The organism is Shewanella jiangmenensis (genome assembly GCF_018596335.1).
GTDB lineage: Bacteria > Pseudomonadota > Gammaproteobacteria > Enterobacterales > Shewanellaceae > Shewanella > Shewanella jiangmenensis.
This window is the reverse complement of the sequence record NZ_JAHEPS010000008.1, coordinates 1-16552: the sequence shown is the minus strand read 5'-3', so window position 1 is coordinate 16552 and position 16552 is coordinate 1. Positions and strand designations below refer to the sequence as shown.

The 16552-nt window shown below is 54.6% G+C and carries 17 protein-coding genes; 10 read left to right on the top strand and 7 right to left on the bottom strand.

Annotated elements, in window-relative coordinates:
• Positions 1-11: 11 nt before the first annotated feature.
• On the top strand, positions 12-767 hold the full coding sequence (locus KJI95_RS16415; protein ID WP_214508284.1) for a type II secretion system protein N: 756 nt from the start codon (positions 12-14) through the stop codon (positions 765-767).
• Positions 768-843: 76 nt separating this feature from the next.
• Here the strand turns inward: KJI95_RS16415 and yrfG are convergent, their stop codons facing one another.
• On the bottom strand, positions 844-1509 hold the full coding sequence (gene yrfG, locus KJI95_RS16410; protein ID WP_214508283.1) for a GMP/IMP nucleotidase: 666 nt from the start codon (positions 1507-1509) through the stop codon (positions 844-846).
• An 85-nt stretch (positions 1510-1594) separates the two neighbouring features.
• Here yrfG and nudE point away from each other — a divergent pair, with 85 nt between their 5' ends.
• The 5 genes from nudE to KJI95_RS16385 all read left to right on the top strand — a co-directional run bounded on the left by nudE (position 1595) and on the right by KJI95_RS16385 (position 6135).
• The gene (gene nudE / locus KJI95_RS16405; RefSeq protein WP_214508282.1) at positions 1595-2146 is read left to right on the top strand and encodes an ADP compounds hydrolase NudE; all 552 of its coding nucleotides are present in this window, start codon (positions 1595-1597) and stop codon (positions 2144-2146) included.
• 43 nt (positions 2147-2189) lie between these two features.
• Positions 2190-3002: a 3'(2'),5'-bisphosphate nucleotidase CysQ gene (gene cysQ, locus KJI95_RS16400; protein WP_214508281.1), complete on the top strand. Its 813-nt coding sequence runs from the start codon at positions 2190-2192 to the stop codon at positions 3000-3002.
• 4 nt (positions 3003-3006) lie between these two features.
• Positions 3007-3435 carry a GNAT family N-acetyltransferase gene (locus KJI95_RS16395; RefSeq protein ID WP_214508280.1) on the top strand — a complete coding sequence of 143 codons (429 nt, stop codon included), beginning with the start codon at positions 3007-3009 and terminating at the stop codon, positions 3433-3435.
• 223 nt (positions 3436-3658) lie between these two features.
• Complete coding sequence (locus KJI95_RS16390; protein WP_214508279.1) at positions 3659-4279, top strand: TetR/AcrR family transcriptional regulator; 621 nt, start codon at positions 3659-3661, stop codon at positions 4277-4279.
• Positions 4276-6135: an MFS transporter gene (locus KJI95_RS16385; RefSeq protein WP_214508278.1), complete on the top strand. Its 1860-nt coding sequence runs from the start codon at positions 4276-4278 to the stop codon at positions 6133-6135. Before KJI95_RS16390 ends, KJI95_RS16385 begins: the two co-directional genes overlap by 4 nt.
• A 134-nt stretch (positions 6136-6269) precedes the next feature.
• Here KJI95_RS16385 and KJI95_RS16380 read toward each other — a convergent pair whose 3' ends face one another.
• The gene (locus KJI95_RS16380; protein WP_214508277.1) at positions 6270-6800 is read right to left on the bottom strand and encodes an HPP family protein; all 531 of its coding nucleotides are present in this window, start codon (positions 6798-6800) and stop codon (positions 6270-6272) included.
• Positions 6801-6925: 125 nt separating this feature from the next.
• Here KJI95_RS16380 and KJI95_RS16375 point away from each other — a divergent pair, with 125 nt between their 5' ends.
• Together KJI95_RS16375 and KJI95_RS16370 are read left to right on the top strand one after the other, a co-directional pair.
• Positions 6926-7561, top strand: coding sequence for a TetR/AcrR family transcriptional regulator (locus KJI95_RS16375; RefSeq protein ID WP_214508276.1), 636 nt, complete (start codon positions 6926-6928; stop codon positions 7559-7561).
• A 248-nt stretch (positions 7562-7809) separates the two neighbouring features.
• Complete coding sequence (locus KJI95_RS16370; RefSeq protein WP_214508275.1) at positions 7810-9099, top strand: hypothetical protein; 1290 nt, start codon at positions 7810-7812, stop codon at positions 9097-9099.
• Between the two features lie 98 nt (positions 9100-9197).
• On the opposite strand, the gene mnmH is transcribed toward KJI95_RS16370, so the two are convergent.
• The 3 genes from mnmH to KJI95_RS16355 form a co-directional block, all read right to left on the bottom strand.
• Complete coding sequence (gene mnmH / locus KJI95_RS16365) at positions 9198-10301, bottom strand: tRNA 2-selenouridine(34) synthase MnmH (RefSeq protein WP_214508274.1); 1104 nt, start codon at positions 10299-10301, stop codon at positions 9198-9200.
• On the bottom strand, positions 10298-11353 hold the full coding sequence (gene selD / locus KJI95_RS16360; RefSeq protein WP_214508273.1) for a selenide, water dikinase SelD: 1056 nt from the start codon (positions 11351-11353) through the stop codon (positions 10298-10300). Before selD ends, mnmH begins: the two co-directional genes overlap by 4 nt.
• Positions 11354-11461: 108 nt before the next feature.
• Complete coding sequence (locus KJI95_RS16355; RefSeq protein ID WP_214508271.1) at positions 11462-12568, bottom strand: fatty acid desaturase; 1107 nt, start codon at positions 12566-12568, stop codon at positions 11462-11464.
• 143 nt (positions 12569-12711) lie between these two features.
• Between KJI95_RS16355 and fabR the strand changes: the two genes are divergently transcribed.
• A complete protein-coding gene (fabR, locus tag KJI95_RS16350) occupies positions 12712-13326 on the top strand; it encodes an HTH-type transcriptional repressor FabR (RefSeq protein WP_214508270.1) in 615 nt (204 codons plus the stop codon).
• 96 nt (positions 13327-13422) lie between these two features.
• Here fabR and trmA read toward each other — a convergent pair whose 3' ends face one another.
• A complete protein-coding gene (gene trmA / locus KJI95_RS16345) occupies positions 13423-14526 on the bottom strand; it encodes a tRNA (uridine(54)-C5)-methyltransferase TrmA (protein WP_214508269.1) in 1104 nt (367 codons plus the stop codon).
• Between the two features lie 161 nt (positions 14527-14687).
• On the opposite strand from trmA, the gene murI reads away from it, so the two are divergent.
• Positions 14688-15503, top strand: a complete 816-nt coding sequence (murI, locus tag KJI95_RS16340) for a glutamate racemase (protein ID WP_214508268.1) — start codon at positions 14688-14690, stop codon at positions 15501-15503.
• Here murI and KJI95_RS16335 read toward each other — a convergent pair.
• The gene (locus KJI95_RS16335) at positions 15500-15955 is read right to left on the bottom strand and encodes an RNA recognition motif domain-containing protein (protein ID WP_214508267.1); all 456 of its coding nucleotides are present in this window, start codon (positions 15953-15955) and stop codon (positions 15500-15502) included. The two genes, murI and KJI95_RS16335, sit on opposite strands and share 4 nt — an antisense overlap.
• Between the last annotated feature and the right edge of the window lie 597 nt (positions 15956-16552).

Below are 16552 nucleotides of genomic sequence, written 5' to 3'. Positions count from 1 at the left end.
AGGTTGTTCAAGTGCTGAAAAAGATTCTGTTAGCCATAGTGCTTTATGTGGTGTTTTTAGTTGTGCTCTTGCCCGCCTCTGTGGTGGTGGCGCTTGCGCCTTTGCCTGCGGGTGTGGCCGTGTCAGGCGTGAGCGGCACCCTGTGGCAGGGTGAGGCGCAAACGGTGCAAATCAATCAGCGTCAGCTCGAGCAGGTGCGCTGGGATTTGCAGTTGCTTAAGCTCTTTACCGGCACTGTGGCCGCCGATGTGCAGGTGGGCGGGCGCAGCTCAGCGCTGAAACTTAAAGGTGAACTTGGCTGGTCATTGGCAGGCGTTAAGGTTGCCAATTTGAAGCTTGATACCGGCCATGGCTTTTTGCTTGGTAACACCCGCCTTCCGTTTGGTGCCACCATCACTGGCGATGTAAGCCTGATGCTCGCCGAGTTTGCCCAGGGGCAACCCTGGTGTGAGCGTTTGGGCGGCAAGCTTTTTTTGCAAAACGCCGATTTGAAAAACCAGTTTGGCAGTTATCCTCTTGGCAATATCGAGCTTAACCTCGGCTGCGAAAATGGTCAGGTGCAGATTGCCGTGCCGGAAGATAAAAACCAGCTTGGCCTCACAGGCTCTGCCTTGCTCACCGATGGCGGCAAGGTCATGGTACAGGCGAAAATCCGTGAAACCGAGTTCCAGAGCGCCGACATGAAAAAAGCGCTCGCCTTCCTTGGCCGCAAAGACGCCGAAGGTTACTACCCGCTGGTGTGGCAAGGCCGGGTTCCTGGGCTGTAAGCCAGGCTCAAACCTCGCCAACCCGATATGCAGGTCGGTAAAACAAAAGGCGCCCACGGCGCCTTTTGTGTTTGGGTTAGCCGCGTTCGAGCTCCTGATACAGCAGGCGGTAATCGTGGATTGCCGGGAAATCGTGAAACAGCTTGTTGGGCTGCTGGCTGTCGGGGTTGCTTATGCCGAGCTGAAACCCAATTCCTGCCTTTTTTGCGGCATTGAGTATGGCTTCGCTGTCGTCGATAAAGAGGCAGCGCTTGGGGTCGAGGGCAAAGCGCTGGATAACGTCCTGCCAGAACAGCGGCGATTCTTTCGGGTAACCGGTCTGGTGGCTTGAGAGCATGGCATCGAGGCCTGCGCCAAGTTCGGTGTGCTCAAGTTTGAGTGCCAGGCTGTCGGGGTGGGCGTTGGTGAGCAGGATGCGTTTTTTACCGGCCTTTTTCAGTGCTTCCAGAAAGGGCATGCTGTCTTGTCGCAGCTGAATGCGGTCGGTGAGGGTGCGGTGCAGCGCCATGATGTCGAGCCCGAGCCGTGCTTGCCAGTAGTCGAGGCAATACCATTCCAGCGTACCGGCGACACTGTCGTAGGCTTCACGCACCAGCTGCTGCGCCGCTTCATTGCTGATGCCGCGACTCTGGCTTAAGGTGCGCGGCACCAGCGACAGCCAGAAGTGATTATCGAAGTGCAGGTCCAGCAGGGTGCCGTCCATGTCGAGCAGCACTGTGTCGATGGCATGCCACGGAAACATACGAAAATTCCATTGGTAGAATATTAGGGGGATAGTAAGATTGTACCTCAAGTGAAAACTCGGATCTCAATTGTCAGGGGCGAGCATGGGCGAGCGTCGCCAAAAGCCGGAAATTCTGCATACCGAAGTGGTTGCCCGCAGCCGCTTATTTCAGATTGAGCAGGTACATCTGCGTTTTGCCAATCAGGTTGAACGTCAATACGAACGCATGAAGGGTGCCGGTCGCGGCGCCGTGATGGTGGTGCCTGTGCATCAGGGGCAGTTGCTGCTGGCCCGGGAGTACGCCGCCGGTACCGACAATTATGAGCTTGGTTTCCCCAAGGGGCTGATTGACCCCGGCGAAACGCCGATGCAGGCCGCCAACCGCGAGTTGCAGGAAGAAATCGGCTTTGGTTCGCGAAGGTTGACGCTGCTAAAAGAGCTGACGCTGGCGCCGGGCTATTTCTCCAGCCGGATGCAGATTTTCCTCGCCGAAGACCTCTATGAAAGCCGTCTTGAAGGCGATGAGCCTGAGCCGATTGAAGTGGTGCCATGGCAGCTTGCCGATTGGCAAACCCTGCTCTCTTTGGCTGATTTTTCCGAATCCCGCAGTGTCAGCGCTTTGTTTTTGGCGCAAAAGCACCTAAACCTTAAGTAGTTTGTGTCAGGCCGGCCCTTGTCCGGTCTATTCTGGAGTGGTTATGAAGCCAGAGCAGTACGTTGACGAGGCAATTGCCATTGCTACCCGTGCCGGGAATCGCATTCGCGAAATCTATCTGGCGGGGGATTTTGAGCGGGTGGTGAAGTCTGACAATACACCGGTGACCTCTGCCGATCTGGCAGCCAATCAAATTATCCTCGACGGTCTCAAGGCGCTGACGCCAAATATCCCCATTTTGTCTGAAGAAGCGGCCGATATTCCATTGTCGGACCGCGCCCACTGGCCCTGCTATTGGCTGGTGGATCCCTTGGACGGCACCGGCGAGTTTATTGCCGGCAGTGGTGATTTTTCGGTGATTATCGCGCTGGTGGAGCATAACCGCCCTGTGATGGGCGTGGTGTATGCACCGATGACCGGCGTGTGTTATTACGCCATCGCCGGCCTTGGTGCCTACAAACGCAGTGGCGGCATGGAAGTGCGGATCACCAGTCGGCAGATCCCCAGTGGCGTAGAGCCTTCACTGCGCCTTGCGGTGAGTCGGCGTCAGGATCCGCAGTCGGTGTTGAAACTCTTTCATCAACCACGCCACTGTGAACTGGTGGTGATGGGCGGTGCGGCGCTGAAAAGCTGTCTGGTGGCCGAAGGCCGGGCAGATTGCTACGTGCGCGTTGGCCCCACCGGCGAGTGGGACACAGGCGCGGCGCAAATCATCATCGAAGAAGCCGGTGGCCAGCTGATGGACATCGAACTGCAGCCGCTCAGTTACAACGAGCGCGACACCCTCGAAAATCCCAATTTTATCGTGGTCGGCTCCCCCAACCTTGAGTGGGACAAGATCCTCGTCGGCGAATAGTACTTTGATTATCAGACCCTTGGATTCTGCTTCATGGCAAGCTGCCCATGAAGTGGAATCGGCATGCTTTGGCAGCCACAGTTACCCCGATTTTTTCTTCCGTCAGGCGCTCGATGCCTGGCCGCGTGGCTTTGCCGGTGCCTTTGTCGGCGATGAGCTGATTGGCTACGTACTTTGCGCGCCTGCTGAGCAGCCGGGCCTTGGCTGGGTGATGTCACTTGCGGTGCTGGACAGCCATCGCGGCCTGGGCGCGGGCAGGGCGCTGATGCAGTATTGCCTGTCGCTGGGATTCACCTCGCTGCGCCTCACTGTGTCACCTGAAAATCCTGCGCTTGGGCTTTATCAGCGTCTCGGCTTTATGCAGCTTGCGCTGGAAAATGACTATTTTGGGCCGGGCGAGCACAGATTGCTGCTCGAGTGGCGCGCCTCCTGACATCTGCTGGCATCAGCTGACATCAGCTGACCACAACAGCCACTCTATGGTCCATGTTGCCAAAACATGTTGCCAAAACAAGCGGCTAAAATGACCTGCTAAAACTGCCTGCCAAAAAGCTGAATGACTGCTTAACGAACGGCGTTTTTTATTATTGTGAACGTTGTTTTTAATTCTGAGTGCTGTTAGCTTGGCGATTAACTGAGCATTGCATGGCAAGACAATGGCACGCAGAAAGGATCACACCCACGACGAAATCCGCGAGATGGCGATGGCCGAGGTTGAAGCGGCTCTGGAGCGCGAGCCGCTGTCAGCCCTGAGCTTACGCCGGGTTGCCGCCGCTGTGGGTTATGCACCCAGCACCCTTATCAAAGTTTTCGGGAATTTTCATTATCTGCTGCTGGCGGTTGCTGCAAAGCAGCTTGAGCTGCTCGAGCGGCAGTTTGCCAACGCGGCCAGCTTGCCTCCCAAGCCCGCTCTCAAGGCCATGGTGCAGGCATATGGCGAGTTTGCCATTGACCGCCCCGGGCTGTTTTCACTGATTTTTGAGCTGCGGATGCCCGATGAGGCGCCGTTGCCTGAGTCCCACCTTGAGTTGATTGCTCGTTTGCTTGCACGGGTTGAAGCCTGCCTTGCGGCCTTACTGCCCCGCGCCAATGCAGAGGAGATTCATTGCCACAGCAGGTTGCTGTGGGCGGCCATTCAGGGATTAGTGACATTATCACTGCAGGACAAGTTGTTTTTTGCTAACCAATCAATTTCAGATCTATTGATTGTTCAGTTAGAAAATCAAATCAATGCCATCGAAGCTCGCCAACATCACCACAGGGAGGTGAATCCATGATCCTGAGCCGGCGCTTTTTACCTTATTTTTTAACTCAGTGCCTCGGGGCATTGAACGACAACATCTACAAAAACGTACTGTTGCTGTTGGTGGCCTACAGTCAGGTAGACAAGCTGCCGATGAGCCCTGACTTGTTTGTGAATCTGGCCGCCGGGGTGTTTATTTTGCCGTTCTTCCTGTTTTCCGCCCACGCGGGCAGCATTGCCGACAATATGGATAAGGCGAAGCTCATCCGGCGTCTGAAACTGCTGGAGCTGGTGATTATGTCCCTCGCGGCGGTGGCCATAGTATCGGAGCACTACATGGCCATGCTGCTGTTACTCTTCATGACCGGCAGTCAGTCGGCCTATTTCGGGCCGGTGAAATACTCGCTGCTGCCACAGGCGCTTAAGGAAGAGGAGCTGGTGAGCGGTAACGCCTGGGTGGAAATGGGCACCTTTTTATCGATTCTGCTTGGTACCCTGAGTGCCGGCTTGGTGGTGTCGAGCAGTCATCCCGGCCCAATCGCCGCTGCCATCGTGGCCGCTCTGGCGCTGGCGGGCTATATCAGCAGCCGCGCTATTCCGCCGCTGCCGCCTCAGGGCTCGGTTCATAAGGTGCCGTTTGCGCCGCTGTCGGGTACCTGGCGCAGCATCAAGCGGGTACAGCGCACCCCATCAATCTGGATGGCGATATTGGCTATCAGCTGGTTCTGGTTTTTGGGTGCGACTTATTTGACGCAGTTCCCCAATTTTGCCCGTGAACATCTGCATGGCGATGCGACCGTGGTGTCGTTGCTGCTGGCGCTGTTTTCCATCGGCATTGCCGTGGGATCTTTCCTGTGTGAGCGCTTGTCGTTCGGCCGGGTCGAGCTTGGGGTGTTGCCCTTTGGTGTGGCGGGCCTGACGGTATTCGGTGTTGATATGCTGTTTGCGCTGCCGGGGCTGGATGCGCCGCAAGCCCTGTACGGCGCTGCGGAGTTTTTAAAGCACACCAGCCACTGGCGACTGATGTTTGACCTCTTTATGGTTGGGGTGAGCGGTGGTCTCTTTATCGTGCCCCTGTATGCCTTTATCCAGACCCGCGCGGCCAAGGGGGAATGTGCCCGTGCCATTGCCGCCAACAACATAGTCAATGCGTTGTTTATGGTGGCGTCGGCGCTGCTGTCGATGCTGCTCCTTGGTGTGGTTGGCCTCGGGATCCCGGAACTGTTTTTATTGCTGGCACTGATGAATGCGGTCGTGGCCTTTTATGTGTACCGCCAGGTACCTGAATTTGCTCAGCGTTTTGTCAGTTATCTGTTAAGCCACCTGTTGTACCGGGTTACGATTAATGGCCGCGAACACATTCCCAAAGAAGGCGCGGCGCTGATGGTGGCAAACCATGTGAGCTATGTGGATGCGCTGCTTTTGCTTGGTGCGTCCACCCGTCCGGCGCGCTTTGTGATGGATAAGAGCATTAGCGAGATGCCGCTGCTCAAATATCTGTTCCGCCACGCCGGGGTTATTCCGATTTGCTCGCCCAAACAATGCGAGGCCACCTACAACGCCGCTTTCGAGCGCATTGACGAGGCGCTTATGGACGGCGAGCTGGTGTGTATCTTCCCCGAGGGGCGGCTTTCACCCGATGGCAAGCTGGGTGAATTCAGGCCCGGGGTTGAGAAAATCCTTGCCCGCCGCGCAGTTCCGGTGATCCCGATGGCGCTTAAAGGCCTGTGGGGTTCGTTCTTCAGTCACAAGGATGGCCATGCGCTCACCACAGCGCCGAAACGCTTTTGGTCAAAGGTGGCAATAGAGATAGCCCCTGCGGTGGATGGCGCTGCCACCGACCGGCATCAGCTGCAGCATAGGGTCGCGGAGCTTCTGGCGGATAGCTGAGTTGCTCGCTGAGAGCTGAGCTGTTTGTTGAGCGCAGATCAAGGCCAGCGGCGGCTGGCCTCTGTATTTTGGCTGATTGAAGCGCCATTCTTAGCAAAGGCCAGTCAGCAAAGGCCAGTCAGAAAAAGTTATGCTCAATCCTGTTTGCTGCGGCCCAGGCCGTGCCAGTAGCTTGGCCAGCCTGCATCCTCAGCGACATTGTTAAGCAGGGCGGCGATTGCGACTAAGGCAACGCTGCCCGCCAATACCGGGTTTATCAGAAACTCAAATCCAACTGCCTGTTGCCCTGCCAGCATGATCACCAGCGGATTGGCGCCCGCAGGCGGGTGCAGCGCACGACACGCCTGCATCAGCATAATTGAAAGCCCCACCGCCAGCGCCATCACCCATAACGTGTCCCCCAGGGTATAGAGCGCGAGCAGGCCAACGGCGGCGGCAATCAAGTGGCCGCCAATGACATTACGCGGCTGCGCCAGAGGTGAGGCGGGCGCTGCAAACAGGATGACGCAGGTTGCACCAAAGGGCGCCATCAACCAGGGGTGGCCCGTATTCTGCCCCAGAAGTCCAAGCACCATAATGCCGAGAAAACCGCCGGCCAAACCTTTAACAAGCTGTTTTGGTGACGCTTTTGCTGGCAGCGCGCCGCCGCCTTTGAGCTTTCTCATGTCTTCATTCCTTGTGAATTACGGCTATGAATTTTGATGTGTACAGATCTGTACTTTTAAAAATAATACAGATCTGTACACTAAGCGCAATCACAAAAATTCAACGGCCGTTTTGAGGTGGCACTGTGTCCAAGAGCGAGCACATTCTCGATGTAGCCGAAAGGCTGTTTAATGAATTTGGCTACACGGCGGTGGGGGTCGACCTTATCCGTGATGAGGCGCAGGTATCCAAAACGTCCATGTATCGCCATTTTGGCTCAAAAAGCCTGTTGATAGAGGCTGTGCTGGCGCGCCGACATCAGAGCTTTGAGGCATCGCTTGGCTCTGCGCTGGCCGAGAGCTGGGCGGCTGGCGAGCTTGTGGATCCTTCTAAGCATGCGGTTCCTCTGAAGCATACCGATTCTGCAGGGGGCAGTAAGTTAGCAAAGGGCGCCGACACCGCGCAGGCACGGCTGGATCTCCTGCTTAACTGGCACTTTGACTGGTTCGCCAGGCCGGATTTTAAGGGCTGTATGTTTATGCATGCGCTGGCGGAATTCAAAGGGGTGGACGATGGCATTGCTGCCAAAGCTATTCAACACAAAGCCTGGCTTAAATCGCTGATTGCCGGCATTGTCGGCCCCGGATCGGCCGATGCGGCGGTTCGAATCGAAAGCCTGATGACCTTTATCGAAGGGATGATAGTCAGAGCTGAATTTGGTGAAGTGCTCGGCAACACCGAACTCTACCGCCGCGCCGCGATGAATTTGCTGCGGGCGTGATAGTTAACCTTTGCCATGCCATTGGCGCCACCCAGTCGCAAAAGTCTGCTTTATGCTGAGAGGTGGTTAGCTGGTTTCTGATTGATGTTGCGACATAATTTAGTATTAATGCGATATAAGGCATTGATTTTGGATTAAATGGGATGAAATTCGGTAAGCTGTAAAATTTTATCCTGAGTATTGTGTCTAATCCTTTTGGATGGTTAAATGGCGCCGCTTTTAACATAGGCGCTACCTGAGGATTACAAATGAAAGGGAAATTTCTGCTTGGTTCGTGTTCACTGCTGCTGGCCGCATGCGGCGGTGGTTCGGGCGATTCTGCTGACAATTCGGGCTCTGGTGGCACTAACACTGCCCGTTTGGTTGGCGACTTTATGCATCAGGCAATAAAGTGCGATGTGCAGGTGCCCAATTCTGATGCCAAGATCATTCTGCATAAAAAAGATGGTTCCGTGCTGGCAACACATAAACCCAACGGTGCCGGTCACCTGGATATCGCCTGGCCGGCCGATGCCGCTCATGTCACCTTGGTGACAAGCTCCAATGGTCAGTTAGATCTCGATACCGAGCTTGAGCGCGGCAGCGGCGATTTGGGTAACCGTGTCTCTTACGATGCCGGCTTGGATCTGCAGTGTGAGTGCAAGACACTCGAGGTCAACGGCGCTGAGCTTACCGCCGCCTATCCTGATCACAAGATCCTGCTGCGTGGTTCACGCCTCGAAGCGCTGAATAACATGGAGTTTTGTAAGGTTCCCGGTGGCCAGTATGCCAGTGTTGACCTGTTGCTGACGCCTACCATAGCAAACGACAAAGCCTATGGAGCACTGCTGGATGTGAATCAGAACAACAGTAGCCTGGTACTGACCGCCGATTTGGTGTCTGCAGCTGCCAATGAGGGTGTCGTGGTGTCCTTCTACGATAATTATGATGGCATCACCCGTGCCTATACTTTTGGCCTCAACAAGGATGGACGTCGTCATTTAATGCGTTCACCTGAGTTGGTGTCTGTATTCCCGGGGATCCACAGCAATAACTTCCTGCAGGTTAGCCACAGCAAGGACATCGGCGATACCCCAGAGGGTACAGTGAGTTACAACGCCGGTCGCCGGATTAAGGTGACTGAGCCTGCCAAGATACAAAGCCCTGAAATCGCCAATAACGAGCAAGCCATGTTTGCTGCAGTCAATACGCTGCTGCAGGGGATGGAGAGCGGTGTCGCGGTAAACTATGACCTGAGCAATATCGGCACAAATCGCGCTGGCATGATGCTGTTTGTGCGCGCAGATGAGCTGAATTGGAGCTTGAATGCGCCGGCAAAGGGTACTTTCCCGGATTTGCAGTTACCGGCAGACCTGGAGGCTCAGTTTGAAGCGGCAAATATCCGCCAAATTTCCTTCCAGAGCAGCGGATATCGCCAGAGCGGCGGCATCAACGCACTGCGTCAGCAGCTGGTAAGCGAAAGCCGCAGTGGTACCAAGTTGCGCCCGGCGTTTTTCGATAACTACGACTACGAAGATATTACCGTCGTTGTCTACTGAAAATCTGGTTTACTGAAAAACCTGCGGTACTGGCACCCTACGGTACCGACATAACTTGGTATCAGTAAAATCAAAAGCCCTCTTGCGAGGGCTTTTTGCTATTTGCGGAGACTATCAAGATAGGCATGCATTTCGGCATGGGTGCCTTCAAAGCGCACCCGGGCGGCTTTTTTGCCAAGCTGGAAGTGGTACATGGGGTCGTAGTAGCTTTCCAGCAGCAGCGCTATCCACTTGAGATGGTCACTGCTGTCGCTGCGGCTTTGCTGGCTCGCCAGGGCCTGGCTCATCAGTTCGGTGATTTCGCTATGCAGCTTGCCGCCGAGGCGTTTGTGAATGCCTTTGAGGCTGCCGAGCAGATATTCGCGGAATGCGGCAAATCCGGCTTCTTCGCCCAAACGGCTCACATAGCCTGAATGCATCTTGTGCACATAGTCATCGAGCAGCCTTGGCAGGCGCGCATCGAGCGTTTCGGTCAGAACCAGCACCGGGGCTGATTGCATCTTTTCGAAAAACGACTTGGGTATGGCGTTACGGCCAATCAGGAAGCTCTCATCCTCGAGTAGTAGACTGCCGTTACTCCGTTCCTGGTGGCGCATCAGCTCAATGGCGAGGCGGTTCTCGAAGTCGATTTGACTCGGCTGGCCGTCGTGCTGCTTACCAAAACTGGAACCACGGTGATTGGCTATGCCTTCCAAATCGATGGATTCAGTGCGAAGGCGGATAAAATCGGTTTTGCCGCTACCGGTGATGCCGCTCAAAATCAGCATCTCGCTGTGCCTGGGGGAGGCGTCAATTTCCTCAATCAGAAACTGGCGCATCGCCTTGTAGCCACCCTCGATATAGGGAATATCGAGTCCGGCTTCTTTCAGCCAGCGCTGGGTGATTTGCGATCTGAGTCCGCCGCGAAAGCAGTAAAGATACCCCTGTGGGTTGGTCTCAAAAAACGCCTTCCAGGCGGCGACACGGGCGTCCTTAACCCTACCGGAAACCAGCTGATGGCCAAGCTCAATGGCGGCCTGTTGGCCCTGCTCTTTGTAGCAGGTGCCGACCTTCTGCCGTTCACTGTCGGTCATCAGCGGCAAATTTACCGCGGCAGGAAATGCGCCCTTGCCAAATTCCACCGGCGCGCGCACATCCATGATGGGATGGCCATTAAGCAATATCTGCCGGTACTCACTGGCCGGAACCTTTAGCTGACTCATGCTTGCTTGCCACTGAGGGTGATACGTCCAGAGCCTTCACTCAGGCTGCCGATGCACACGGGTTTGATGCCCTGACGTTCGAGCAAGGCGCACAGCTCAGCTTCACCTTCGTGGCTTACGGCAACCAGCAGGCCGCCGCTGGTTTGCGGGTCGCACAGCAGCGCCTTTTCACGCTCGCTGACGGCTGGCAGATGCTCGCCGTAGCTGTCGTAGTTTCTGTGGGTGCCGCCGGGGATACAGCCAAGGCTCAGGTAGTGTTCGGCGCGCTCAAGCAGCGGCACCTTATCGAGATTAAGCTCGGCATCAAGTCCTGCGCCCTGGCACACTTCGAGCAAATGCCCCGCAAGACCAAAGCCGGTGACATCGGTCAGGGCATTCACGCCCTTAAGTGCGCCGATATCGGCACCGATTTTATTGAGAGTGCACATGGCGTCCGGGGCGATATGGGCATCGGCGTCCTCAAGTTTTTTCTGCTTTTGTGCTGTGGTCAGAATACCGATACCGATAGGCTTGGTGAGATACAGCTTGTCTCCCGCCTTGGCGGTGTTGTTCTGTTTCAGCCGCTCAAGCGGCAGCTGGCCTGTAACCGCCAGACCGAAAATCGGCTCGGGGGCGTCAATGCTGTGGCCGCCTGCGAGCATGATGCCGGCATCCATACAGGCCTGACGACCGCCATCGACTACCTGCTGGGCAATCTCGGGGCTTAACTTGTTCACCGGCCAACCCAGAATGGCGATGGCCATCATAGGAGTGCCGCCCATGGCGTAAATGTCGCTGATGGCGTTGGTGGCGGCGATGCGGCCGAAGGTGAAGGGGTCGTCCACAATCGGCATAAAAAAGTCGGTGGTGCTGATGATGCCGGTGGTGTCATTAAGTTTATAGACGGCGGCATCATCGCTGCTGGCGTTGCCGACCAGCAAGTTCGGGTCAACAAATTCCGGCAGCTGCGACTTGAGTATGGTGCCAAGCACCTTGGGGGAGATTTTGCAGCCGCAGCCTGCGCCGTGGCTGTATTCGGTCAGTTTGACCTGCTCTGATACGGGGGATGACATACACACATTGCCTGTCTTGAAACGATGGCACCCATGATAAACGGATACGGCCTCCATGCAAGGAGGCCGTATCTATTATTGGCTACCGGTAACGAGACGGGCAGGCTATCAGCGACAGGCGGCGGTCAGGCTGTTCCAGTTTTGCTGCTGCAGCTTGAGCCTTGCCTTGAGCTCGGCTACCCGTGGCAGTAACTCGTTCACACACAAGTGGGCACGGCGGGCTTCGAGCAGTTCTTTCTTCGCTTCGTAATAGGCCATCAGTTGCTGCTTCAAACGCTCGTATTCCAGCTGCAGTTTTTCAATCAATTCTTCGGCGTCCTTGCGGCCGGCCAGCTTGTGCTGACTGCGTTTAAGCTGCATCTGCAACTTGGCGCTTTCAATCCGCTCCTGCGGCACTTTACGCAAGTCCTTGGCCATGCCCAGCCACGACAGGCTCTTGATAAGCCACTTGGTTGGGTCGTAATCCCACCAGTGAATGCCGTTACGGTAATCGTTTTCGAAGATATGGTGGAAGTTGTGGTAGCCCTCGCCGTAGGTCAAAAACGCCAGCAGCGGGTTATCGCGGGCGGTGTTTTTGTCGGTATAAGGCTGCGAACCCCAGATGTGCGCCAGAGAGTTGATAAAGAAGGTACAGTGATGCACCACCACCAGGCGCGCCAGACCTGCCAGCAACACCATGGAGAGCACATCGCCGTTGAGCCAGCCCAAAAACGCGGGCAGGCCGATGTTCATCAGCACTGTGAGCAGCAGATAGTGTTTGTGCTGCCACATGACGATGGCATCGTTTTGCAGGTCGCGTACGTTGCTGTAGTCGTGGTATCTGTGGGCCTGATATTCGCGCAGCATCCAGCCGATATGGCTGTACCAGAAACCCATCTTCGCCGAATAGGGGTCTTTGTCGTTGTCATCGACATGCTTATGGTGCACGCGGTGATCAGACGACCAGTGCAGCGCACTGTTTTGCAACGCCAAAGCGCCGCCGAGGGCATAGAAAAACCGCACGGCCGCATTGGCTTTGTAAGTCTTGTGTGACCAGAGTCTGTGATAACCGCCGGTAATCGACAAACCACTGAAAAAAGCAAGCAGGACAAAGGTTAACCACTCAACGGCGTCAAAGCCGTGGGTCAGTTCGCGCCAGGGAACAAGTGTTACCGCACCGCCGAAGGTTAAAATAAACAGAGAGAGGTTGAGCCAGATGAGAGGAGGTTTTTTCATTATAATTTCCAAATATCGCGTTAAGCGTACAGCTGTAAGCTAATTTAGTTGAGCTTGGGCGCAAGGTCAAGGCGAGTCGGGGCTGTGTTTTTGGGGTAAAAGGGTTATTATCCCGAGATTCAGTTAGATGAACGGATGTAGCCATGGGAGTTAGAGCACAGCAGAAGGAAAAAACCCGCCGCGCCTTGGTGGATGCCGCCTTCAATCAGCTCAGTGCCGAGCGCAGTTTTTCCAGTTTGAGCCTGCGGGAAGTGGCCAGGGAGGCAAATATTGCGCCTACCTCTTTTTACCGTCATTTCAAAGATATGAACGAGCTCGGCCTCACCATGGTAGATGAAGGTGGATTGGCACTGCGCCAGATGATGCGAAAGGGCCGTCAGCGCGCCGAGGCCGGTGGCAGTGTTATCCGTATCTCGGTCGATACCTTTATGGAAGTGCTGGATTCCAACCCCAACGTGTTTCGGATCCTCTTGCATGAACGCTCCGGCACTTCGGCGCCATTTCGCGCGGCGGTGGCCCGCGAGATAGAGCACTTCATTTCTGAGCTGGCCCACTACACCGAAGAGAAGGCGCACCGTAACCCTGAGCTTGCCAGGGCGCAGGCAGAGGCCATGGTGACTTTGGTATTTAACGCCGGCGCGGCGGCGCTCGATATGAAAAAGTCTGAGCGCAAGGTGCTGGCCGATCAGCTGGTGATGCAGCTGCGGATGGTGGCCAAGGGCGCCGAAGTGCTGCATCAGAAAGTGGATAACCGCTGAGTCGAGCCCGACGGAAGCGGTTGGTGTCAGTCGCACCGGCATCAGCACAAATAAAAACGGAGCAATTGGCTCCGTTTTCAGTTTAAAGACGCGACTTCAGACTGGGCGACGTTTCAGCAATACACCCGCTTCAGTGTGATGGGTGTAAGGGAACTGATCGAACAGTGCAAAACGCACTATCTCATGGGTTTGACTCAGGGTTTGCAGATTGGCATCCAGAGTCTCAGGGTTACAGGAGATATAGAGGATATTGTCGTAGCCCTGCACCAGCTTCACCGTGCCGTCATCCAGACCACTGCGCGGCGGGTCAACAAAAATGGTGTTGCACTGATAGCTGTTAAGGTCGATATCCCCAAGCCGGTTAAAGCGCTTCTCGCCCTGCATCGCCAGGGTGAAGTCCTCAGCCGACATGCGGATGATACTGAGATTCTTCACGTCATTGATTTGAATGTTGTGCTGCGCCGCATCCACCGATGGTTTGGCAAGCTCGGTGGCCAGCACCTTGTCGAAGTTATCTGCCAGTGCAATCGAGAAGTTACCATTACCGCAGTAAAGCTCGAGCAAGTCGCCCTGGCTGCCCTTGGTGGCATCAATTGCCCATTCCAGCATCTTGGTCGCCACCACCGCATTGGGTTGGGTAAAGCTGTTTTCGACCTGCTTGTAATGCAGCGCTTTGCCGTTAACCTGCAGGGTTTCCATCACATAGTCGCGGTCGAGCAGAATCTTTTGCTTGCGTGCCCGGCCAATCACATCGAGTTTGAAACGGCTCGACAGGCGTTGCTTCATCGCCTTGGCTTCAGTCACCCAATTGTCATCCAGCTGGCGGTGATAAAGCAGACTCACCAGAATTTCGCCGCTCAGGGTCGATAAAAAATCTACCTGAAACAGCTTGTGGCGCAGACTTGGGTTGGGGCGCAGTTCATCCAGCAGTGCCGGCATCATCTCGTTAATCAGTGCACTTGCCGGCAAAAACGCATCGACCCGCACCTTCTGCTTGGTCTCACTGTCGAACATACAGTAATAGAGATCGTCGCCGTCGTGCCAAATGCGGAATTCACAACGCATGCGGTAATGCTTGGGGTTTGACGGAAACACTTCCAATGCCGGTGGATTGTAGCGGGCAAAGGCCTCGCTGAGCGCTTTGCTCTTGTGGGCAAGCTGCTCCTCGTAATGGTGAAGATCCATGGCTTGTGGGTTCATTGTGTGTCGTCCGGCAAATATGAGGGGCGCAAATTTTACCCCAGCGAGGAGTGATGTCCAGTTTTCTGGCTTTGCCCTTTATTTTAGGCTGTGGGAAAATCGGCGCGTCCCTTCTTAGAGCTTATTAGAGCTTAAAGCACCGATAGAGTACGGAGCGTAACTTGTCCCGACCCATTTTAGTCTTTGATTCCGGTATCGGCGGTTTGTCGGTGCTGAGCGAAATCCGCAAATTACTGCCGGACAATGACTATTGCTATCTGTTCGACAATGCGCGGCTACCCTACGGTGAACTTGCCGAAGACGTGCTGGTGGAAGGCTGTGTGGCATTGGTTAAAGCCGCGGCCAGTAAAATAGATGCCGCCCTCGTGGTTATCGCCTGCAATACCGCAAGCACCCTGGTGCTGCCTGCGCTGCGCGCCGTGCTGAGTATTCCTGTGGTCGGTGTGGTGCCTGCCATTAAACCGGCCGCCGCCCAAACCCAAACCGGCCACATTGGACTTCTCGCAACCCCCGGCACTGTAAGACGCAGCTATACCCATGAGCTGGTAGAGCGCTTTGCCAGCCATTGTAAGGTGCACATGTTTGGCAGTTCTGAGCTGGTAGCCATGGCCGAGCAGAAAATGGCAGGCATTGAGCTGGATATGCAGCGGATGCAAGACATACTCCAGCCAATCCGTGACTCGCACATTGATGCGCTGGTACTTGGCTGCACTCATTTCCCGCTGCTCGGGGCTGAACTTCAGTTGATACTCGGGGAAAAGGTTGCCCTGATAGACTCAGGCGAGGCAATTGCCAATCGGGTGGTGCATCTAATAGCTAACGAAGGGATAAGTGACAGGACGCAGCCAGGGTCGCTGCAAACTGGTGAGGCTCAAATAAAGATGAGGGCGTGGTACACCACACCCTCAATTCTGCCAGGACTTATGCTAAGCCTCGAGCGCTACGGTTTTACCCAGGTGTCGCGCTTTTCTGCTTAGTCGTCGGCTCTCTCTGCTTCGGTGTCCTGATTCTTGGCTTCACGTACTTTCAGCGTTCTTTCCTGAAAGGTAAAGTCGTTCAGTTTGGTCATGGCCTTTTGAGCACCGCTTTCTGCCATCTCAACAAAGCCGAATCCTTTACGACGACCTGTCTTTCTGTCCCGCACCAAACGAACCGAGTTCACCGGACCAAATTCAGCAAACAGGGCTTTTACTTCACCTTCATGAACACGGTAAGGCAAATTGCCAACATATAAGGTCATGGTTGGCCCTTTATATTCCGTTTCGACTTTCGTTTTGCTTACACCGGCCGGAACGGCAGTCACAATCCCGATAGCAAGCAATGCCCCCAACAAAAACGCCAAATAAGCAGGAAAGGTGGGCAGAAACTGGAAAATCACCAAGGCACCTACGGCAGCGGCTATCAGCGCAATAAGAAATGATTTCTGCATAAGAAGTTTACTCTAATCAAAATAAGCAAATGATAATGAACTGTTAAAAGCAGATACATAGTAATGAATTATCAGATAATAAACCAGATCGCTGTCGAAAAAATGAGCTTTAAAACCAAGGTGATTTCAGCTCTTTATTCCTGCACTATCCCAACTGAACCATATTTGACCGTAATTCGCTGGCTAATTGCCCGTATTGCTGCAATTCCACTCAGTCGAAAGCATTGCCGCAAAAAAGGGGTTGTCAGCAGCATTTCACCCCCTATAATGCGCCTCCACTGACAGGGTGAAACGGCAGCGAAAGCAGCCCGGCTGTAACAAGCACACCAAGTCAGGGCAAGAGCCCCGAACATTAAAACGACAGTTGAAAATGTTCTTCAAAAAAGGGCTTGACGCCGAAAAGGGCTTCTGTAGAATACGCAGCCCTGACCAGATGAAAGTCGGTCACGTTCTTTAAAAATTTATCAAGCAATCTGTGTGGATACTCGCAGGTTGATGAAGTCGACAAAACGATTTTATCAATGAAAGAGTTTTCATGCAGAGCATGACAGCAGAAATTCATTGAGACCAAAACTTTAATTGAAGAGTTTGATCATG